At 65.3% G+C, this 19,897-nt stretch carries 23 protein-coding genes and 1 tRNA gene; 18 read left to right on the top strand and 6 right to left on the bottom strand.

Annotation, left to right across the window (positions count from 1 at the left end):
• The first annotated feature begins 9 nt into the window (after positions 1 to 9).
• The 5 genes from ispF to otsB all read left to right on the top strand — a co-directional run bounded on the left by ispF (position 10) and on the right by otsB (position 3,036).
• A complete protein-coding gene (gene ispF / locus R2770_10010) occupies positions 10 to 495 on the top strand; it encodes a 2-C-methyl-D-erythritol 2,4-cyclodiphosphate synthase (GenBank protein MEZ5280798.1) in 486 nt (161 codons plus the stop codon).
• Complete coding sequence (gene rlmB / locus R2770_10005) at positions 492 to 1,415, top strand: 23S rRNA (guanosine(2251)-2'-O)-methyltransferase RlmB (GenBank protein MEZ5280797.1); 924 nt, start codon at positions 492 to 494, stop codon at positions 1,413 to 1,415. The genes ispF and rlmB overlap by 4 nt, the downstream gene beginning before the upstream one ends.
• Positions 1,416 to 1,460: 45 nt before the next feature.
• Positions 1,461 to 1,533, top strand: a tRNA-Thr gene (locus R2770_10000).
• A 37-nt stretch (positions 1,534 to 1,570) separates the two neighbouring features.
• The gene (locus tag R2770_09995) at positions 1,571 to 2,281 is read left to right on the top strand and encodes a LytR C-terminal domain-containing protein (GenBank protein MEZ5280796.1); all 711 of its coding nucleotides are present in this window, start codon (positions 1,571 to 1,573) and stop codon (positions 2,279 to 2,281) included.
• Positions 2,282 to 2,289: 8 nt separating this feature from the next.
• A complete protein-coding gene (otsB, locus tag R2770_09990) occupies positions 2,290 to 3,036 on the top strand; it encodes a trehalose-phosphatase (protein MEZ5280795.1) in 747 nt (248 codons plus the stop codon).
• Here otsB and R2770_09985 read toward each other — a convergent pair.
• Entirely contained in the window at positions 3,001 to 4,416 is a 1,416-nt protein-coding gene (locus R2770_09985) for a trehalose-6-phosphate synthase (protein MEZ5280794.1), read from the bottom strand. The two genes, otsB and R2770_09985, sit on opposite strands and share 36 nt — an antisense overlap.
• A 56-nt stretch (positions 4,417 to 4,472) precedes the next feature.
• Between R2770_09985 and R2770_09980 the strand changes: the two genes are divergently transcribed.
• The 6 genes from R2770_09980 (at position 4,473) to R2770_09955 (ending at position 10,840) form a co-directional block, all read left to right on the top strand.
• Complete coding sequence (locus R2770_09980) at positions 4,473 to 5,486, top strand: glycerate kinase (GenBank protein MEZ5280793.1); 1,014 nt, start codon at positions 4,473 to 4,475, stop codon at positions 5,484 to 5,486.
• 183 nt (positions 5,487 to 5,669) lie between these two features.
• Positions 5,670 to 7,289: a chaperonin GroEL gene (groL, locus tag R2770_09975; GenBank protein ID MEZ5280792.1), complete on the top strand. Its 1,620-nt coding sequence runs from the start codon at positions 5,670 to 5,672 to the stop codon at positions 7,287 to 7,289.
• Between the two features lie 159 nt (positions 7,290 to 7,448).
• Positions 7,449 to 7,925, top strand: a complete 477-nt coding sequence (locus tag R2770_09970; protein MEZ5280791.1) for an FABP family protein — start codon at positions 7,449 to 7,451, stop codon at positions 7,923 to 7,925.
• 109 nt (positions 7,926 to 8,034) lie between these two features.
• Positions 8,035 to 9,258 carry a cytochrome P450 gene (locus tag R2770_09965; protein ID MEZ5280790.1) on the top strand — a complete coding sequence of 408 codons (1,224 nt, stop codon included), beginning with the start codon at positions 8,035 to 8,037 and terminating at the stop codon, positions 9,256 to 9,258.
• Between the two features lie 40 nt (positions 9,259 to 9,298).
• On the top strand, positions 9,299 to 10,105 hold the full coding sequence (gene fdhD / locus R2770_09960) for a formate dehydrogenase accessory sulfurtransferase FdhD (protein MEZ5280789.1): 807 nt from the start codon (positions 9,299 to 9,301) through the stop codon (positions 10,103 to 10,105).
• Between the two features lie 21 nt (positions 10,106 to 10,126).
• The gene (locus R2770_09955) at positions 10,127 to 10,840 is read left to right on the top strand and encodes a chlorite dismutase family protein (protein MEZ5280788.1); all 714 of its coding nucleotides are present in this window, start codon (positions 10,127 to 10,129) and stop codon (positions 10,838 to 10,840) included.
• 21 nt (positions 10,841 to 10,861) lie between these two features.
• On the opposite strand, the gene R2770_09950 is transcribed toward R2770_09955, so the two are convergent.
• On the bottom strand, positions 10,862 to 11,272 hold the full coding sequence (locus R2770_09950) for a hypothetical protein (protein MEZ5280787.1): 411 nt from the start codon (positions 11,270 to 11,272) through the stop codon (positions 10,862 to 10,864).
• A 69-nt stretch (positions 11,273 to 11,341) separates the two neighbouring features.
• Here R2770_09950 and R2770_09945 point away from each other — a divergent pair, with 69 nt between their 5' ends.
• Positions 11,342 to 13,108, top strand: a complete 1,767-nt coding sequence (locus R2770_09945) for an acyl-CoA dehydrogenase (GenBank protein ID MEZ5280786.1) — start codon at positions 11,342 to 11,344, stop codon at positions 13,106 to 13,108.
• Between the two features lie 3 nt (positions 13,109 to 13,111).
• Positions 13,112 to 13,780 (top strand): NUDIX hydrolase N-terminal domain-containing protein, encoded by a 669-nt coding sequence (locus tag R2770_09940; protein MEZ5280785.1) that lies wholly within the window; start codon positions 13,112 to 13,114, stop codon positions 13,778 to 13,780.
• Between the two features lie 15 nt (positions 13,781 to 13,795).
• Here the strand turns inward: R2770_09940 and R2770_09935 are convergent, their stop codons facing one another.
• The gene (locus R2770_09935; GenBank protein MEZ5280784.1) at positions 13,796 to 14,668 is read right to left on the bottom strand and encodes a PAC2 family protein; all 873 of its coding nucleotides are present in this window, start codon (positions 14,666 to 14,668) and stop codon (positions 13,796 to 13,798) included.
• Between the two features lie 73 nt (positions 14,669 to 14,741).
• On the opposite strand from R2770_09935, the gene R2770_09930 reads away from it, so the two are divergent.
• The 3 genes from R2770_09930 to R2770_09920 are packed head-to-tail and all read left to right on the top strand — an operon-like array spanning position 14,742 to position 16,063.
• On the top strand, positions 14,742 to 15,182 hold the full coding sequence (locus tag R2770_09930; GenBank protein ID MEZ5280783.1) for a GNAT family N-acetyltransferase: 441 nt from the start codon (positions 14,742 to 14,744) through the stop codon (positions 15,180 to 15,182).
• A complete protein-coding gene (locus R2770_09925) occupies positions 15,179 to 15,544 on the top strand; it encodes a globin (GenBank protein ID MEZ5280782.1) in 366 nt (121 codons plus the stop codon). Before R2770_09930 ends, R2770_09925 begins: the two co-directional genes overlap by 4 nt.
• A gap of 24 nt (positions 15,545 to 15,568) precedes the next feature.
• Positions 15,569 to 16,063 carry a DoxX family protein gene (locus R2770_09920; GenBank protein ID MEZ5280781.1) on the top strand — a complete coding sequence of 165 codons (495 nt, stop codon included), beginning with the start codon at positions 15,569 to 15,571 and terminating at the stop codon, positions 16,061 to 16,063.
• Here R2770_09920 and R2770_09915 read toward each other — a convergent pair.
• Positions 16,060 to 16,914 (bottom strand): acyl-CoA thioesterase II, encoded by an 855-nt coding sequence (locus R2770_09915; GenBank protein ID MEZ5280780.1) that lies wholly within the window; start codon positions 16,912 to 16,914, stop codon positions 16,060 to 16,062. The genes R2770_09920 and R2770_09915 overlap by 4 nt on opposite strands.
• Positions 16,915 to 17,035: 121 nt before the next feature.
• On the opposite strand from R2770_09915, the gene R2770_09910 reads away from it, so the two are divergent.
• Together R2770_09910 and R2770_09905 are read left to right on the top strand one after the other, a co-directional pair.
• Positions 17,036 to 17,491, top strand: a complete 456-nt coding sequence (locus R2770_09910) for a GtrA family protein (protein ID MEZ5280779.1) — start codon at positions 17,036 to 17,038, stop codon at positions 17,489 to 17,491.
• Positions 17,491 to 18,123, top strand: coding sequence for a class I SAM-dependent methyltransferase (locus R2770_09905; protein MEZ5280778.1), 633 nt, complete (start codon positions 17,491 to 17,493; stop codon positions 18,121 to 18,123). The genes R2770_09910 and R2770_09905 overlap by 1 nt, the downstream gene beginning before the upstream one ends.
• On the opposite strand, the gene R2770_09900 is transcribed toward R2770_09905, so the two are convergent.
• Together R2770_09900 and R2770_09895 are read right to left on the bottom strand one after the other, a co-directional pair.
• Positions 18,116 to 19,147 carry a hypothetical protein gene (locus R2770_09900; GenBank protein MEZ5280777.1) on the bottom strand — a complete coding sequence of 344 codons (1,032 nt, stop codon included), beginning with the start codon at positions 19,145 to 19,147 and terminating at the stop codon, positions 18,116 to 18,118. The two genes, R2770_09905 and R2770_09900, sit on opposite strands and share 8 nt — an antisense overlap.
• Complete coding sequence (locus R2770_09895; GenBank protein MEZ5280776.1) at positions 19,134 to 19,886, bottom strand: methyltransferase domain-containing protein; 753 nt, start codon at positions 19,884 to 19,886, stop codon at positions 19,134 to 19,136. Before R2770_09895 ends, R2770_09900 begins: the two co-directional genes overlap by 14 nt.
• Positions 19,887 to 19,897 lie beyond the last annotated feature (11 nt).

The following is a 19,897-nucleotide window of genomic DNA, read 5'->3' as shown; positions in this document are numbered from 1 at the left end:
CGTCAGCCCGTGAATCTGCGAATCGGACATGGATACGACGTTCACAGGGTCAGTGACGACCCCGATCGTCGGCTTCTGCTGGGAGGTATCCACTTCGAGGGTCATCCCGGCCTGGTCGGCCACAGCGACGCCGACGTCGTGGCCCATGCCGTGATCGACTCTCTGTTGGCCGCTGCGGGACTGGGAGACATCGGCCAGCAGTTTCCCGACACCGACCCACAGTTTGCCGGGGCCGACAGCATCGAGTTGTTGCGCAGGGCCGTCGAGCTGGTGCACGCCGCCGGCTATCGGGCTGTCAACGTCGACTGTACGGTGGTGGCCGACCGCCCCAAGCTGGCACCCCGGCGCTCTCAGATGTCCGAGCGGCTGGGTGCGGTGGTGGGCGCTCCCGTTGGAGTCAAGGGGCGCACCACCGAAGGTGTCGGCGCACTTGGTCGTGGAGAGGCGATCGTCTGTATGGCGGTAGCCCTGATCGAAGGGTCGCAAGACCGATGAGCAACGCAAGAGGTCGCAAAGGCGGTCGCGGCGGCACACCCAAGCCGGGCAGGCGCAGCCAGGGTCGCAACAACCCGAGCGCGGCCAGGGGACGCCCCGGGGCAGCTGCCGGGGGTCGCAGCACCGCACCGCGTGGCGGCGACGATCGCCAGCGTGGGCGCCAACGCGACCCAGACGACCTGGGCGGCGACCGGGTCGAGGGCCGTCAGGCCGTGGTCGAACTGTTGCGCGTAGGCAAGCGCAAGGTTCGAGAGATCGTCGTGGCAGAAGACATCGACGATTCGGTGATAGTCGCCGAGATCCTCGACCTGGCTGCCGAAGATCGGGTGCCGGTGACACGAGTCGCTCGGCGCAAGCTGGACGAGCTGGCCCGCACAGACGCCCCTCAGGGAGTAATAGCGACAGCCAAGTCGGTTCGGGCCACCGACTTCGACGACCTCACCCAGCCATTCGAGGGCCGCCAACCCTTCCTCTTGATGCTCGACGGCATCACCGATCCTGGCAACCTCGGCGCCATCCTGCGAACCGCCGAAGTGGCCGGGGTGACCGGTGTGGTCATACCGCGGCATCGGGCGGCCCGCCTCACGCCGGCGGCGGTGAAGTCGGCGGCCGGCGCTGTCGAGTACCTCCGGATCTCGCTGGTCGGCGGGCTACCAGCGGCGATGGGACAGTTGGCCGACAAGGGAATCTGGACCATCGGGTTGGCAGCCAGGGCGCCCCAGTCCATCTGGGAATCGACTGCTGCCTTCGATGGTCCGGTGGCGATGGTGCTTGGCGCGGAGGGCGCGGGTCTGGGTCGTCTGGTCTCGGAACGATGCGATGAGTTGGTGTCGATTCCTCAGTTCGGAAAGCTCGACTCGTTGAACGTCGCCAACGCTGCGGCGGTCGCCTGTTATGAGGTGGTCAGGCGCAGATCTTGACGCGCGCCCACCACGGGGTCCGCGGGGCGTACCATCGTCCGAAGCGCCCGAGTAGCTCAACGGCTAGAGCACCGCTCTTGTAAAGCGGGGGTTGTGGGTTCGATTCCCACCTCGGGCTCGGTGCGGCATCAGCGGGCAGCAGGAGGAGATCAATCATGAACGCCGGACGTCATGCATCGCAGGACGGTTCGTTCGTCCGTTCTGCCGGAGGGGCGATGTCGCGCGGCATCATCTTGATCGTCATAGCCGTGGTCATCGGAATCGTTTTGATCCGTACCGCCGTGGGTGATTCGACCGTTGCCGCTGGCGGCGAGCAGTCGGCCTCGACAACCGAGGCCGCGTCGGGAACCACCGACACGACCGCTGCTGGTACCGCCGACACCTCGGTCGCCACAACCGACACAACCGCTGCTGGTACCACCGACACCTCGGTCGCCACGACCGATACGACCGCTGCTGGTACCACCGACACCTCGGTGGCCACAACCGACACAACCGCTGCAGGCACCACCGACACCACCACCGACGACAGGGGTGCGGTCGAGCCCAGGCCGAACGCTCAGGTGCGTGTCCAGGTTGCCAACACCACGGCTGTGGCCGGTGCGGCCGGTGGCCAGACCGACGATTTCAAGGCCCTTGGATACGTCACCCTCAAGCCCACGAACTCGGCCAGCGGCCAGGGCACCTTGGCTCTCACGAAGATCCACCACGTTGGTGGTTATCTGCTCGAGGCCCAGCAGATTGCTGCGGAGCTGGGGCTGGGCAACGACGCTGTGTTCAGCATGCCCGACTCGCCCGAAGCGCTCGTGGCCGACTGGGAAGATCCTCACATCCTGGTGCTGCTGGGCTCGGACATCGCCAACTGATCCATCTCGTGGGCATTCGCGACCTGCTCGGGGACGACCTGACCGGTACCCACGTGTTCACCGATTTCGACGGCACCCTGTCGCCGATCGTGGGCACGCCCGAGCAGGCCAGACCCCAACACGGCGCACTGGATGCGTTGTCGAGATTGCGTCGTGACGGGGCACGGGTCACCGTGATATCCGGCCGCCCGGTTTCGTTCCTGGTGTCTCAGCTGGCCGGCCTCGATGTCGAGCTGGTCGGTCTGTACGGCCTCGAGAGCTTCGTAGGGGGTCGGGAACTGACCAACGCCGAGGCCGAAGGGTGGATTCCGACGGTGGAACGAGCTCGGGTTTCGGCGCTCGACAATTTCTCGGGCACCTCGGTGGTGGTCGAGAGCAAGGTTCTGTCGCTGACAGTGCACTACCGGAGCCGCCCAGACCTCGAGGCGCGGGTCCTCGAATGGGCTCGACGCGTGTCGGTCGACTCGGGGCTGCAAGCCCGACCGGCCAAGATGAGCGTCGAGCTTCACCCACCGATCAGCGTCGACAAGGGCTCGGCGGTCAAGGAGCGGGTCCAGCCCGGCACAGAGGCGGTGTTGATGATCGGTGACGACGTTGGTGACCTGTCCGCCTTTGTCGCTGTGGCCGATCTGCAAGCCAACATGCGTGCGCTCAAGGTGGTCGTCGCCAGCCCCGAGCTCGATCCGCAGGTGGCCGCCATCGCCGACATCACGCTTGATTCACCTGCCGAGGTCGTCACTTTCCTGCAGACCTGACGCTGCGAGTTGGTCCTCGAGCCAGCGCTGCGACGACAGCGCCTCGGCCGCTGTTCGGGCTCGGGTTGCCAGAGCGATGCGATCGCCCGACGGCATGTCGAGAGCGCGTTCCAGGGCCTGCGAGGTCTGCGCCAGGTCGGTCGGATCGATCGACTGGACGTTGCCCACAAGCGCGTCGTGGGCCCCGCAGTTTGTGCTCAACACGATCGTGCCCGAGTTGTCGTTCAACGCTGCGCCCTCGAAAGCCACCAGGTTCAGGCCGTCCTCGACGGGGTTCACCAACAAGACGTCGAATGCCTGTAACCCGGCCACTGCTGCATCGAGGTCGTCGTTCAGGTCGAGCTCGATGGGTGTCCAATCGGGGGTGCCGAAGCGGTCGTTGACGCGATGCACTGCGGCCGTCAGATCCTGGCGAAGGATTCGGTAGGCCCCTAGGGCAGACCGTGACGGATACGCGTAGGCCATCAGGGTCACCCTGCCCCGCATGTCTGCCCTGCGGGTCAGTAGATCTTCGAAGGCATCTACTGCGACCAGGTGGTTCTTGGTGGGCTCGAGCCGGTCTACCCGCACGATGAGCTTTCGGCCGCCGTGGTGGGCCGCCAGCCGTGATCCTTCTTCGACGCAGCGGTCGCTTGACGCGCGTCGACGCATCGCCTGGAGGTCGGGGGCGAGCTGGGTGACGAACGTGGCCGGCGTGGGTGTCACGTCGAGACCTACGGAAGCTGCGAAGCGTTCTGCCCATCTTGTGCTGTGAAATCCGCAGGCTGCGTAGTCTCCAAATCCCTCAGCGATCCGGGTGCGCTCGGCCGGCGGCAACAGGCGCCACACCTCGGGGCTTGCGAACGGGATGTGGTTGAAGTGGGTGCACACCAGGTCAGGCCTCGAGGCTTTCAGGTGCGAGGCGGCCAGAGGCAGGTGATAGTCCTGCACCAGCACGGCGGCACGCGGTGGTGCGTAGGCGGCTACACACTCGGCAACCGCCCGGTTGTAGCTCTCGAAGGCCAGCCAGTGCGATGGGGTCGGTTCGCGGGCGATCTCGGTGAGGCCGTGATGCATGAACCACAGGTATTCATTGGCCACCCGACCCACGCCGGCATCGATGACGTCGGCGTCTACGTCGGCGAACACCACCTGTATGCCATCGACCGAAACCGTCGTGCCGACCGACTGTCGGTCGGCCTCGGTCAAAGGCACGCACACCCACATGCCGCCGGTTTGTGCCAATACCGGACGAACACCTGCGGCGAGACCTCCTCCGGTCTTGGCTGTGACGACATTGCCGGCATCGTCGAGGTCGAAAGCGATGGGCCCTCGGTTGCTGACCAGCACGATCGGCCTTCGGTCGAGGATGGATGATCCTCTTTGAGCAGCGGGGTTCATTGCAGACAGTGTGGTGCGAGCTGGCCTGCCGCGGTGTCATGGGAGAGACTGGCCCGGTGAGGGTCGTGGCCGCATTCGACAAGTTCCGCGGATCGGCCACTGCGCGAGACCTTGCGCGTGCTGTGGGCAGGGCCGCCAGCGAGAACGGGTGGTCGTGTTCTCAGGTACCCCTCGCCGACGGAGGCGAGGGCATGCTCGACGTCTTCGGAGGTCCCAACCGGCAGGCGATCGTCACCGGTCCGCTCGGAGACCCGGTCGAGGCCGGGTTCCGAATCGACGGCGGCCGGGCAGTGGTCGAGATGGCAAGAGCGTCTGGGCTCGAGCTGGTGGGAGGGGCAGCGGGCAACGACGCCTTGTCGGCCACCAGCGCAGGCACCGGAGAGCTGATCACCGAGGCCGTTTCGTGCGGGGCCAGGCGCATCATCGTCGGTGTAGGCGGCTCGGCGTGCACCGACGGTGGGCTGGGTGCGTTGCGGGCGATGGAGCCATTGGCCAGGCTCGCAGGCTGCCGTATCGAGGTCGCGTGCGACGTTCGGATCGACTTCGTTTCTGCTGCCACACGTTTCGGACCCCAGAAGGGCGCCAGCCCGGCTCAGGTCGAGTTGTTGGTCAGGCGACTCGAGCGGTTGGCCCAGGTATACGCGGACCAGTTCGGCATCGACGTGACCAGACTCGAGGGAGCCGGGGCCGCGGGTGGTCTTGCCGGCGGTCTCGCCGCGATGGGTGCCCAGCTGGTGTCGGGGTTCGATCTGGTCGCCGACGAGGTGGGGCTCGATGGCCTTTTGGCCGGCGCCGACCTGGTGGTAACCGGTGAGGGTCTGCTCGACGACCAGTCGGTCGACGGCAAGGTGGTCGGAGGGGTTCTCGACATGGCCCACGAGTTCGGTGTCGAGGCCATGGTCGTCTGCGGATCGGTCGATGCCGGCGATTGGGATCGGTCGCTTCTGGACGGTGTGGAGGTTGTGTCGCTCGCCGACGCCTTCGGGCTCGACGCAGCGATGAGCGACACCGTTTCGTTGGTCGGGCGGGTGGTTTCCGACGCGCTGTCGGCGCGCGGGGGCCGACGCTGAGGTGGTGTTGGGCTCAACGCGCGCGTTTTGGTCGTGAGAGGTTGCGATTCGGGTGCGCGACTGGTTTGCTGTTAGCACTCGTACATCGAGAGTGCTAACAAACGCCGGTCGTCCGATCGGTGCAGAAGTGTCACCGCCCCGGTCGCCACGATCGGGACTCGTCACATACGGAGACATCCAACAATGGCCAAACTCATTTCGTTCGACGAAGAAGCTCGTCGCGGGCTCGAGGCCGGCATGAACAAGCTGGCCGACGCCGTGCGTGTCACCTTGGGCCCCAAGGGCCGCAACGTCGTTCTGGACAAGAAGTGGGGCGCTCCCACGATCACGAACGACGGCGTGTCGATCGCCAAGGAGATCGAGCTCGAAGACCCGTTCGAGAGGCTGGGCGCCGAGCTCGTCAAGGAGGTCGCCAAGAAGACCGACGACGTTGCTGGCGACGGCACCACAACCGCCACTGTTCTGGCGTGGAGCATGGTGCGCGAGGGCCTGCGAAACGTTGCGGCTGGTGCCAACCCGATGTCGCTCAAGCGCGGCATCGAGGCCGGCGTGGCCGCCGCTGTCGAGGCGGTTCGTGACCTTGCCCAGGACGTCTCGACCGACAAGGCCCAGATCGCCAACGTCGCCGCCATTTCGGCTGCCGACGCCGAGATCGGTCAGCGCATCTCGGAGGCCATCGAGAAGGTCGGCAAGGACGGCGTCATCACCGTCGAAGAGGGCCAGACCTTCGGCCTGGAGATGGACCTCGTCGAGGGCATGCGTTTCGACAAGGGCTTCATCTCGCCCTACTTCGTGACCGACCCCGACCGCCAGGAGGCGGTGCTCGACGATCCTTACCTGTTGTTCGTCGGATCGAAGATCTCGGCCGTACGTGACATCGTGCCTGTTCTCGAGAAGGTCATGCAGAGCGCGAAGCCGCTCGTCATCATCGCCGAGGACATCGAGGGTGAGGCGCTGGCCACGCTTGTCGTCAACAAGATCCGCGGAACGTTCCGCTCGGTGGCCGTGAAGGCTCCTGGCTTCGGTGATCGCCGCAAGGCGATGCTGCAGGACATGGCGATTCTCACCGGCGGCCAGGTCGTCACCGAGGACGTCGGTCTCAAGCTCGAGAACGTCACCCTCGATCTGCTGGGTCAGGCCCGCCGCGTGGTCGTCACCAAGGACGAGACCACGATCATCGAGGGTGCCGGCCAGGAGATGGACGTGCAGGGTCGTATCGCCCAGATCAGGGCCGAGATCGACAACACCGATTCCGACTACGACCGCGAAAAGCTCCAGGAGCGTCTTGCCAAGCTGTCGGGTGGTGTCGCTGTTCTGAAGGTCGGCGCGGCCACCGAGGTCGAGCTGAAGGAAAAGAAGCACCGCATCGAAGATGCTGTCAGCACCACCAAGGCTGCCCTCGAGGAGGGTGTTGTTCCTGGCGGTGGTGTTGCTCTGCTTCGTGCCCGCCCCGCCGTCGAGGCTGCCGCTGAGGCTCTCGTGGGTGACGAGGCCACCGGTGCTCGTCTGGTAGCTCGTTCGCTTTCGGCGCCGCTCAAGCAGATCGCCGAGAACGCCGGCCTCGAGGGTGGCGTCATCGTCGACAAGGTTTCGTCGCTCGAGGGCCCCAACGGCCTCAACGCCGGCACCGGCGTGTACGAAGACCTCGTTGCCGCTGGTGTCATCGATGCTGCCAAGGTGACCCTGTCGGCGTTGCAGAACGCCGGCTCGATCGCTGCGCTGTTCCTCACGACTGAGGCTGTGGTTGTCGAGAAGCCGCACGAGCACGGCGGCCCCGCCATGCCGGGCATGGACGACTTCTAGGAAGTCGTCCCGAGGGATCAGACGACTTCTTCCGAAGTCGTCCCGAAGGTACTGACGACTTCTTCCGAAGTCGTCCCGAAGGTATTGCCGACTTCCGGTCGGTTGAGGGCGTCCGCTCGTGCGGGCGCCCTCGCCTCTTTTTGGCTGCACAATGGCGTGATGAACGCCGACCTGCATCCCGATATCGCATTCTTGGCCCCCATTCTCGGCACCTGGAAGGGGGCGGGTAGGGGTGACTATCCGACCATCGATGGGTTCGACTATCTCGAGGAGATCACCTTCTCGACGGTCGGCAAGCCCTTCGTGGCCTACACGCAGCGAACTCGCAGCGCGGCAACGGGTTTGCCGATGCACGCCGAGACTGGCTATCTACGGCCTTGTGGCGGAGATGGGGTGGAGTTTGTCGTGGTGCAACCGACGGGTGTGGTCGAGATCCACGAAGGTTCTTTCGTCGATGGGCGCCTGAGCCTGGCGACGGTGCAGGTGGCTTCCACCGCCACCGCCAAGCCGGTGGAGGCGGTTGCGCGAACCATGCACTTTTCGGAAAACGAGTGCCGCTACACCCTCGATATGGCTGCCGTTGGGCAGCCGATGGGGTTCCACCTGGAAGCATCTCTGGAGCGGGTTGCGGCCTGATCGGGTGGAGCGCGCATGTGACCGATGTCACGCGCATGAAAGGGTGGATCCTGCCGACTGGTTGAGACAATTGGACCAAGTTTGTCTCAGTGTCTAGCAGGGGTGTGTGATGACCGACGTTCAGGAGCCGGGCCTGGAGCCGATCGACGACTGGGCGACCCAGTTCGATCACACACGACCCGAGTACGCAGCCCACGCCCCCGAGATCTGGTCCGACCTGCGCCAGCGCTGCCCGATTGCGCATTCGGATGCCTTCGGCGGCACGTACCTGCCGACTCGCCATGAAGACGTGAAGGCGATTGCCCACGACACCCACAACTACACGTCGCAGGGCGTCATCGTGTCGCCGTTCAAGCCCGATGTGCCGCGGCCCATGGGTTACGCCCCACCGATCACGTCCGACCCGCCCTTCCACGCCGAAGCAAGACGTTTGTTGCTGCCTCCGTTCGGCCCCAAGAAGATCGCCCAGCTGGAACCGTTCACCCGCGAGTTCTGCAACCATCTGATCGACGAGATGGTGGCCGACGGCGCCGATGTGGTCGATGCTGCCACCCAATACGCGCAGCACATCCCGGTGAGGATCATCGCCCACATGCTCGGTTTGCCGCCCGAGGACGGCGACTTGTTCCGTGGCTTCATCCATCGCATCGTCGAGACCCCGGGCGCCGAGGAGGCGATCGATCCGCAGGACACCCTCGATGCCTATCTGACCCGCAAGATCATCGAGCATCGCGAAAACCCCAAGACCGGTGACGACGCCGACCTGATCGACTTCCTGGTGGCTGCACGAATGGCCGGCCAGCCATTGGCCGACGAGCACATCTTCGGCACCATCGCCCTGCTGCTGATCGCCGGCATCGACACCACTTGGTCGGCCATCGGCGCTTCGCTGTGGCATCTGGCTCAGCATCCACAGGATCGGCGACGTTTCATCGAAGACCCCGACGTTCGACCCTTTGCCGTCGAGGAGTTTCTGCGGCTGTACGCACCGGTCACCATGGCCCGTCTCGTCGCCGAGGACCACGAGCTGTCGGGATGCCCCATGGAGGAAGGTCAGTGGCTGCTGCTGCCGTTCCCGGCCGCCAACCGCGATCCTGAGATGTTCGAGAACCCCGACGAATTCGTCATCGACAGGGTCGAGAACCGGCATGCGGCCTTTGGCCTGGGCATCCATCGTTGCCTGGGGTCCAACCTCGCCCGCCTCGAGCTCTCGGTTGCCATCGAGACCTGGCTCGAACGCATTCCCGAATTCGAGCTGGCGGACCCAGAGGGCGTTCGCTGGTCGACGGGCCAGATCCGCGGCCCTCGGCTGCTTCCGGTGCGAATCGGCTGATACCCGGTTGACGGCGCTCGATCCTTCTTAGGATTGGGTCATGCGTCGAACCCAGAAGGTCCTGTTGCGCCAGCATGGTGTCGACGGGTCGCGGCGGGTACCAGACGAGGTCATCGTCGAGGAGCCGCTCGAGATCCGCCTGGACGGCGAGCAGGTCTCGACCACCATGCGCACACCAGGCAACGACTTCGACCTCGCGGTTGGCTTTCTGCATGCCGAGGGTCTTCTCGACGGCGCCAAGGTGACTGGCGTCCGCTACTGCGGCACCGGTTCGGCGGTGGCCACCGAGTTCAACGTCGTCACGGTCGAGACCGACGGCCGTGGTCCTGGCCCGACCCCCCGGCTGGGTCCCGTTGGGTCGGCTTGTGGTGTCTGCGGTGCCGACCAGATCGTCGAGCTGGCCGGTCGGTTGCGTCCCCTCGACTCGGTGCCCGAACTGGGGGCCGCCGGGCTCGTCGAAGCGCTGAATGCGCTGGGCGACCTTCAAGACCTCCACGGCCGAACCGGCGGGTCGCACGCAGCAGCCCTGGTCGACCCCGCGGGCCAGATCGAGCTGATCAGAGAAGACATCGGGCGTCACAACGCCGTCGACAAGGTGGTGGGCGCCCTGCGCCTGGGCGGCCGCCTCGCAGATGTCGCCCAGATGGGGTCGGCGGCGTTGTTCGTGACGTCGCGTGCCAGTTTCGAGATGGTGCAGAAGGCCTGGGCGGCTGGCATTGGAAGTGTGGTTGCCGCAGGGGCGCCCTCGGCTCTGGCTATCGATACAGCGCAGACCGCCGGCATGAACCTGATTGCGTTCGCCAGGGGAGAGTCGTTCAACGTGTACGCCGGTTCCGTTGGCACTTGAGGCACAGATAGCCTCACATCCATGAGCGAGACCCCCGACTCCACCACCGAACCCGGCTACCTGACCACCTCGACCGGCTGGGGTGTGGTCCACCTTTTCGCCAAGATCGGCCCTGCCGCCGACGGCCAGGCCATCGTCAACGCGGTCAAAGATGCTCGCAACGCCGAGCACCAGGTGATTCCTTTCGCTGTGTTCGGCCACAAGGCCGACATCGGCTTCTTGACCATGGGGCCAGACCTGTGGCACCTACGCAGCATCCAGACCTCGCTTCAGAAGGCGGGGCTCGACATCATCGACAGCTATGTGTCGATGACCGAGGTCAGCGAGTACGCGGCCGGGGTGCCCGATGCCATGAGGCAGGCTCGGCTGTTCCCGCAGCTGCCGCCAGAGGGCAAGAACATCGTGTGCTTCTATCCGATGTCGAAGAAGCGTGATGGCCACGCCAACTGGTTCACCCTCGAGTACGACAAGCGCAGCGAGCTCATGCACGAGCACGGCACGTCTGGGCGCAGGTTCGCGGGCCGGATAGTGCAGCTGGTCACCGGCTCGACGGGTGTCGACGACTTCGAATGGGGAGTCACCTTGTTCGCGGTCAACCTCGACGATCTGAAAGACGTCGTCTACACGATGCGATTCGACGAAGCGTCGGCGATATATGGCGACTTCGGTGCGTTCTACACGGGCCTCATCGGCGAGATCGAAGACGTCGTCGAGCGTGTGGGCATCGGCGGCTGACCCTGGGCGCTGGGGCCTGTCTCAGGCGTCGAGCCCGGGGCGGGCTGCGTAGCCTGCCGCGGCGACCGAGCCCGCTGCGGCGGCCGTGGTCACGAAGGTCCTGAAGCCGACATCGCCGCGAGCGAAGGCGGCCAGCGCTACCGCCAGGTCGATGGAGTCGACCACGATTCCTTGCCTGAGGACCTCCTCGAGCTCTTCCTCGGGAGCCTGGTAGAGCTGATAGGCCATCAACGCCTCGCGAACCGCGAACATGCGAAGCACGGGCGTCACCGCAGACCCCTTCGGTGCCCCAACACCGAACAGCCAGGCCACGAGGCGCGGTGCGACCAGGCCTGCACCTCCGATGGTCAGTCGTACGGTCATGATCGCCTTGCGCAGTCGCTGTTTGTCGGATGCGAACGCAGTGATCGTCTGAAGGTCTCGCTGTGCCATTGGCTCAATTCTGCCAGCGTGTCACCGGCAGTCGGCACTGGTAATAGCCTTGCCTGCCAGGAGGTTGTCATGGCTTATCGTCCACCGGTCAACGACATGGCGTTCGTTCTCGAGCACCTCGTGGGAATTTCCGAGCTGTCCAGGCTCGACGGGTTCGAGGAACTCGACATGGACACGGTCGTCGGCCTGCTCGACGAAGCGGGTCGGTTCTGCGCAGAACAACTAGAGCCACTGAACCGCACCGGCGATGCGCAGCCAGCGCGCGTAGACGGCGACAGGGTCATTGTCGCCGACGGCTTTTCCGAGGCCTACTCGATGTTCGTCGAGAACGGCTGGAACGGCATCGCATTCGAGCCCGAGTACGGCGGTGGTGGCCTGCCCTGGACCCTGGGCGTGGCGGTGCAGGAGATGGTGAACTCGTCGAACATGTCGTTCGCCCTGTGCCCGCTGCTGACCCAGGGCGCCGTCGACATGCTGATGCACCACGCCAGCGAGGAACAAAAAGAGACCTACCTCCACAAGCTCGTGTCCGGAGAGTGGACGGGCACGATGAACCTCACCGAGCCGCACGCCGGAAGTGACGTCGGGGCCCTGACCACGCGCGCCGTCAGGGCCGATGACGGTACCTACCGAATCACCGGCACCAAGATCTTCATCACCTTCGGCGAACACGAGATGGCCGAGAACATCGTCCACCTGGTGTTGGCCAGAACCCCCGATGCCCCGGCCGGCACCAAGGGCATTTCGTGTTTCATCGTGCCCAAGTACCTGGTCAACCCCGACGGGTCACTCGGCCAGCGCAACGACCTGGCGGTCGTGTCGACCGAGCACAAGATCGGCATCCACGCCTCACCGACCTGTGTGATGTCGTTTGGCGACAACGGCGGAGCCGTCGGCTATCTGATCGGCGAAGAGAACCAGGGCATGCGCTACATGTTCACGATGATGAACAATGCCCGGCTGTCGGTTGGCATCCAGGGTTTGGCCATAGCCGAGATAGCCATGCAGTTGGCGGCCGATTATGCCCGCGAGCGCAAGCAGGGCCGCCCTATAGGTGCCGACGCAAATGCTGCCATCGTCGAACACGCCGATATTCGCCGCAGCCTCATGACGATGAAGTCGCACGTCGAGGCGATGCGCGGCCTCATGTACCTGAACGCAGCGGCCATGGACCGGGCCGCCCACTGCGACGGCGAACAAGCCGCGGCCGCTGCTTCGCGAGCCGCCCTGCTGACACCGCTCTCGAAGGGCTGGGGCACCGACTGCGGCGTCGAGGTCGCTTCGCTGGGCATCCAGGTACACGGCGGAATGGGCTACATCGAAGAGACCGGCGCCGCCCAGCACTGGAGAGATTCGCGAATTCTGCCCATATACGAGGGCACCAACGGCATCCAGGCGCTCGATCTGGCCTTCCGCAAGCTGCCGCTGGATGGTGGCGGTGCCATGAGATCGCTGGTCTCTGACATGCGGGCCGCCGCCGAGGCTGTCGCTGAGGGCCCCCTCGCCGACATCGGAAACGCTCTGAGCCGTGCGGTGGACGATGTCGAAGCCGTTGCGACCTGGATGGCCACAGCGTCGCCCAACGACATTGCCGCCGGAGCCACGCCCTATCTGACCCTGGTGGGCACAGCGGCAGGCGGCTGGGTGCACGTGCGCAGCGCGGCGGCGGCTTTGGCCCTGCTCGAAGCGGGCCGAGGTGATGCCGAGTTCTTGAACGACAAGATCGCGTCGGCACAGTTCTTCTGCAGCCAGGTTCTTCCCAAAACGGCGTCGCTGGTTGCCGCGTGCACCGCAGGTGCCGACCCGCTGTTCGCCGTCGCAGCCGAACGCTTCTAGGCCATGCCCGATCGACCCACGGCTCAGGACCTGGTCGTCTGGGGCGAGGCCCTGGCGGGCATCGCCCGAACCGGCCTCGGATTCACCGACAACCTGTACGAGCGCGAACGCTTCGAAGAAGTGCTGCGCATCGCCGCCGAGATTCGCTCTGCAGCCGTCGGCGACCCCGACCCCGAAGCCCTGGCAACCGAGTGGATGAAGTCGGTGGGCGCCGGTGTGCCTGGTTATGTGACACCAAAGGTCGCTGTTGGCGCCGTCGTGGGCGACGACCAGGGCCGCATCCTTTTGGTTCGACGGGCCGATTCGGGCATATGGCTGTACCCGACCGGTTGGGCCGACGTGGGTTACTCGCCCTCGGAGGTAGCGGTCAAAGAGGTGTTCGAGGAGACAGGCATCCGCTGCGAGCCGGTAAGGGTCCTCAGCGTGCTCGACGGCATGCGCCTGGGGTTTACCCAGATACCGCTGGTTTCGATCGTGTTCTTGTGCCGAGCCGTGGGCGGTGAGATCGACCCCCATCCGCTCGAGACCAGTGGATGTGGCTGGTTCACCCGCGACGGCCTGCCCGAACCCACCGCAGGCGCCGATCGTTGGGGCGATGAGGCGTTTCGTGCGATCGACGGCGAAATGTTGGAGACCTCGTTCGACTTTCCCAGGCAGCCACCCTGGGACTAGCCGCTGGGTTGGTGTTCAGCCCTGGTCGCGCAAGAACTGTTCGAGGTCTTCGATGAGGCTGTCGCCGTCGACCTCGTCGAGGTCGGGCAAGATGTCGTCAGGGTGGCCCGGTTCGTCGTCGACCGACGCCAACAGGATCTGTTGGGCGTATTCGGCGAGGTCGTCGTCGGACTCGAGCAGTTCGTCGACCTGACGTTCGTAGGTCTTGGCCGCTCGCAATAGGTCGTTTGCCGCCATGTCGATGCCTAGCGTCTGGGCCAGGTGGTTCAACAGTGCGTGTGCAGCCTTTGGAGAGGTCGCGTTCGGCACATAGGTGGGAACCGATGCCCACACCGACATGGTCGAAATACCCGCGTCGGCAAAGGCCGTCGACAGCACGCCCACTATGCCGGTTGGGCCGGTGTAGGAGGGTCGGCGCAGGTTGTATCGCTCGATCATGTCGTCGTCGCTGCTGGTGCCCGCAACGGGAACGGGCGACGAGTGATGGACCTCAGCCAGCAAGGCTCCCAGTGAGATGGCGGTCTTCACACCCAACTCTTCGGCCACGGCGACGATCTGCTCGCTGAACGTACGCCAACGCAGCCTCGGCTCGGGTCCGCGCAAGGTGATGATGTCGGTGCCGTCGTCGAGCCGGAACCAGCCAAACGACACGCTGGGCCAGATCAACTGACGTCGATGGCCATCGGACAGTCGGATAACCGGCCTGGCCGAACCGAAATCGAAGAACAATTCGGGGTCGATGGTGGCGACGGTGTGGTGGTCGAACCGGCTGGCGATGTAGTCGACGGCCGTTGTGGCGGCATCGCCGGCATCGTTCCAGCCATCGAAGGCGAGCACCAGGATCGGGTCGACGAGGTCGGGGTGCTCTTGCCAGATCACGTGATCCATGGGAATCACGCTAGCGGCGTCGGGCGCCGGTCACTGCACGTAGCCTGTATGCGCACCCAACCTCGGAGCAACGATGAGCGAGATCGAGATTGCCATCTGCGACACCGTCGACGCCGACGTGGTCGAAGCGTTCGCGCGGCTGATTCCCCAGCTGTCGCGCTCGTCTGCGCCCCCCGACGCCCAGGTCTTGCAGGGCATTGTCGACCACGACGCATGCACCCTGTTGCTGGCCAGAGACGGCGATCGGATCGTCGGCAGCATGACCCTGGTCGTGTTCCCCATCCCCACCGGGGTGCGTGCGTGGATCGAAGACGTGGTCGTCGACGACGCGGCGCGGGGCAAAGGGGTCGGGGCAGCCCTCAACATCAGGGCTCTCGAGATCGCTGCCGAGATGGGGGCCAAGACCGTCGACCTGACCTCGCGGCCCAGTCGCGAGGCAGCCAACCGGTTGTACCAGCGGTTGGGCTTCGTGGCCCGCGAAACCAACGTCTATCGATACGACCCAGCCCGATGACGACCCTGTACGAATACGTCGGCGGCGACCAATGGTTCGTCGACCTGGTCGATCGGTTCTTCGACGAGGTCGAGCGCGACCCGATCGTGCGACCGCTGTATCCAGACGACCTGGCCGAACCGAAGGAGAACATGGTCGGCTTCCTCGTGCAGTTCTGGGGTGGCCCGGCAACCTACAGCGAACGCAAGGGGCATCCCAGGCTGCGGATGAGGCACATGCCCTTTGTCATCGGGGTCGCCGAACGCGACGCCTGGTTCGACGACATGGTCGCCGCCGTGCGCGGCGGGGGCCTCGAGCCCGAGGTCGAGCGTCAGGTCATCGATTATTTCGACAATGCAGCCACAGCGATGATCAATCAGTAGTTTCGTCGCTCGGGGAGGATCCACATGGACGAACTCAATCTGGGGCTGTTGATCATCCGGGTGATCGTGGGCGTGACCTTTGCGGCCCATGGCTGGGCCAAGGTCAAGGGCGGACTTGCCGGCGTGGCAGGTTGGTTCGAAGCCGAGGGGCTCAAACCCGGGGCGCTGCACGCAAGGCTGGCAGCGTTCGGCGAGATCGGAACCGGGCTGGCATTTGCAGCGGGTTTGCTGTTTCCCTTCACCAACGCCGGAATAGTCGGGATCATGGTGGTGGCCGGATTCATCGGGCACCGAAAGAACGGCTTCTTCATCATCCGAGAGGGATGGGAGTACGTGTTCATCCTGGCGACGATCGCTGCCGGTTTGGCGTCGACCGGCCCGGGCGAATGGTCAATCGACAACGCAATAGACCTGGCCATCGATGGTTGGGCCGGTTTGGCGATCGCCGTCGTGGGCGGTGTGGGTGCGGCCGTGGCGACGTTGGCCGTCTTCTTCAAGGACCCGGCCCCAGCCGCTTAGGGGCCTCGCGGGGGTCTGATCAGGCCTTCTTGCATGACCGACACGACCAGCTCGCCCTCGGCCGTGTAGATCTCGCCCCTGGCAAGGCCGCGAGCGTGCGACGACGAGGGTGTGCCCTGGTCGAACAACAGCCAGTGGTCGGCGCGAAAGGGCCGGTGGAACCACATGGCATGGTCGAGACTTGCCATCATCACGTCGTCGCCCCAGCTGAGGCCGTGGGGCAACAGGGTGGTGTCCAGCAGCGACATGTCGCTGGCGTAGGCGGCCACACACTGGTGAATGGCCGGGTCGTCCGGCAGCTGACCATCGGCCTTGAACCACACCTGCATCCGGTCGCCGCTGGATACACCCGACCGTCGTTCGATGGGGTGTTGCTGAACCCAGCGGGTGTCGATGGGGCGGGGCCGGTCGTACCACTCGCCGAGCTTGTCGCGATGGGGTGCCATACGGGTTGCGAAGTCTGGGAGGGAATCGGGATGAGGCACCTGGGGTGGCTCTATCTGGAACGCAGGCCCTTCCTCGACCCTGTGGAACGAAGCCTGCAGGTTGAATATGGCGCGACCGCGCTGGATGGCGACCACCCTGCGGGTCACGAACGAGCGACCGTCGCGGATGCGGTCGACCTCGTAGAGGATCGGGATGGTCGGGTCGCCAGGGCGCAGGAAATACGAGTGAAGGCTGTGGACGGGCACCGAAGGGTCGACGGTGCGTATTGCCGCCATCAGCGCCTGGCCCGCCACCTGGCCGCCGAAGACACGCTGACGGTTCTCGTCTGGGCTGACGCCTCGAAACACGTTGACCTCGATCGGTTCGAGCGCCAATAGCTCGACCAGGTCTTCGAGTGCCGACATGCCGCAATCCCCATTCTCCACAGACGGCCCACTCGGTCGGTGCTTGTCGCGGGCCGAACGGATTGATCAGCCTATGCCCCCGAGGCGCGGCTGTAGCCAGACGCTCGTAGAATTGTCGCTCGTGTCCGTGACAGAAATCGTCTCGAAGGCTTGGCAACTGCGCCATCGGCTGCTGCGCTTTGCCGGTGTTTCGGTGATCGGCGTCATGGTGACCCAGGTGCTGCTGTTCGTGTTCAGCGGCCCGTTGAGCTGGGACGCGGTCGCGTCGAACGTTGCCGCCACGATGTTGGCCGCCGTTCCGGTGTACCTGCTGAACCGCAGGTGGGTTTGGGGCAAGCGCGGTCCTCACTCGGTGTCGCGTGAGATCGTTCCGTTCTGGAGTTACACCCTCTTGGGGCTCGGGGTATCGACCGCGATGGTTGCGGCTGCCGACCGGATCTGGGGTTCGGTTGCGGCCGTGATGCTGGCAAACCTCGCCGCCTGGGGGCTGCTGTGGTTGGGCAAGTTCGTGCTGCTCGAGAGGTATCTCTTCCGCGGTGACGACGAGGTGGCTCCGGGCCGCGCGGCGGCGGTGTGATGGGTGACATTCCGGCCATCGACCCGGCCTTGCATGCCGCAGCAATCGACGCCAAGGGCTTCATGCCCGATGACGAAGGCCTGGCGCTTTACCGTGCGGCGGCCAACGCGGGCCCACAACCCATCGTCGAGGTTGGCACCTACTGCGGCAAGTCGACGGTGTATCTCGCGGCGGGCGCCAGGGTCAGCTCGACAGTGGTGTTCACAATCGATCACCACCGCGGATCAGAAGAGATGCAGAGCGGCTGGCAGCACCACGACGCCTCGCTGACCGACGCGAGCGGCCGCATGGACTCGCTGCCACAGTTCCGCGGGCTGGTCGATCGGCTGGGGCTCGACGATGTGGTGGTGGGTGTGGTCGGCCAGTCGGCAGTGGTTGGGGCGGCCTGGAACGCCGAAGCCTCGCTGGTGTTCATCGACGGCGGTCATGGGCCAATACCGGCCCACGCCGACTTCGAACTGTGGGCGCCTCGGGTGGCAATGGGCGGAACCCTGGCCATCCACGACGTGTTCCCCGACCCCGCCGATGGCGGCAGACCGCCGTACGAGATCTATCTCAGGGCGACTCGGTCGGGGTCATTCGTCGACCTGGAGGCAGTGGGCTCGCTGCGTTTGTTGCGCCGGGTCAGCTAGTCAGGTCTGGCAGGTCTTCGTTGCGGAAGACCCCGGCGGCGGGCGAGTGCCCGTCGAGGGCGTCGGCGGCGAGGATGACGGCGGCGCTGGTATAGGTCGAACGCTCGGCATCGGGAAAGTTGATGCGATCGGGGTACACGATGCCGGTGAAGTACGCCCCGTCGTCGTCTCGCAGCACCTGAACCGCCTCGAAGAGGCTCTTGGCCTCGTCGCGTTGCCCGGCTACCAGATAGGCCATCGCGCACTCGCAGGTCTCGGCGGCTGTCACCCAGGGCTGATCAGACACGCAGCGCACGCCGCGGCCGTCCATCACGAAAGTGTCTCGCCCGGCGGCCAAGCGATGTGTCGCGGCGTCGCCGTCTATGGCTCCTGCCAGCACCGGGTAGTACCAATCCATGGCCCAGCGTTCCTTGGGCTCGAAAGCGTGGGGGTCGTGGGCGATGGCGTGGGCCAACTGCACGGCCGAGAACTCCCAGTCGGTGCGATCGACGTCCATGGTCTGGGCCAACATCAGCGCGCACCGCAGCGAGTGATAGATCGAAGAGGAGCCGGTCAATAGTGCATATGACCACGGGGTGCCGTCGGCGTGGCGGGCCCAGATGATCTCACCGCCGGCGCGCTGCATCGAAAGCACGAAGTCGATGGCGCGTTCGACGACGGGCCACATGGTTTCGAGATAGCCCCTGTCGCCTGTGCAAAGCCAGTGATGCCACACGCCGGTGGCCACGTAGGCGCACACGTTGGTGTCGATCTTGGGGTCTTCGATGCCGTCGGCGAGGTAGTAGTGATGCCACCAACCGTCGGGTTTTTGGGCATCGGCAAGCCATTGGTATGCCCGCTCTGCCTCGGTTCGCAGCCCGGCTACATCGAGGGCCATGGCGGCCTCGACGTGGTTCCAGGGGTCGGCGTGGCCGCCGGGAAACCACAGGATCATCCCGTCACCCAGCTGATTGGCGACGATCGAATGGGCTGTGGCTTCTATGTCGGTCAGCGACATCACCCCGGTGTGCTCAGGCTGCTGCATGGGCCTCTCCGACTGGGGCATCGGCGGGCTTTGCGCCGTAGTGGACGATGCTCTTGCCAAGCACCGGGTTGAGTAGCCGGTCGGCCGTTCTGGTGAGCTTCGGAGCTTCGATGATGTCCCACTCGAGCAGCTTCAGGTACTTCTTGACCAGCGGGTTGCCGTTGTTGGTGGGGCCAACGGCACATTTCAGCCACCAATAGGGCGAGTGCAATGCGTGGGCCCTGTGGGTACCCGACAGTTCGAAACCCGCCTGCGACAACAATTCCGAGAGCCCGGCCTTGCGGTAGATGCGCACGTGTCCGCCAACGGCCTTGGGGGCGTGATACTCGTCGGAGAGCTTCCAGCAGATCTGTTCCGGGAACCACGAAGGCACCGTGGCGGCGATGGTGCCCCCAGGCGCCAGCACCCGGTACAGCTCGGCGATCGCCCGCCGGTCGTCGCCGATGTGCTCGAGCACCTCGGAGGCGATGATCCGATCGAACGATCCGTCTGGGAACGGCAGGGCGAGAGCGTCGCCGCGCACCGCGGTGCCCGCTCCGCCGGGCGGGATCTGGCCCTCGGTGTGCATTGCGTAGTAGGTGCCCATGCACTGCTGCAGTTCGGTGAGGCTGTAGTCGAACGCCACGATGGTTGCGCCCCGCCTGAGGGCCTCGAACGCGTGTCGCCCGGCGCCCGCGCCCATGTCCAGCACGCGGTCGCCGCGTTTGACCCCGAGGCGATCGAAGTCGACGGTCAGCATGGCGATGTGCG

The organism is Acidimicrobiales bacterium, from assembly GCA_041394185.1.
In the GTDB taxonomy this organism is placed as follows: domain Bacteria; phylum Actinomycetota; class Acidimicrobiia; order Acidimicrobiales; family Poriferisodalaceae; genus JAAETH01.
Note: the sequence above shows the minus strand (reverse complement) of the source record. Positions and strands in the feature narration are given on the sequence as shown.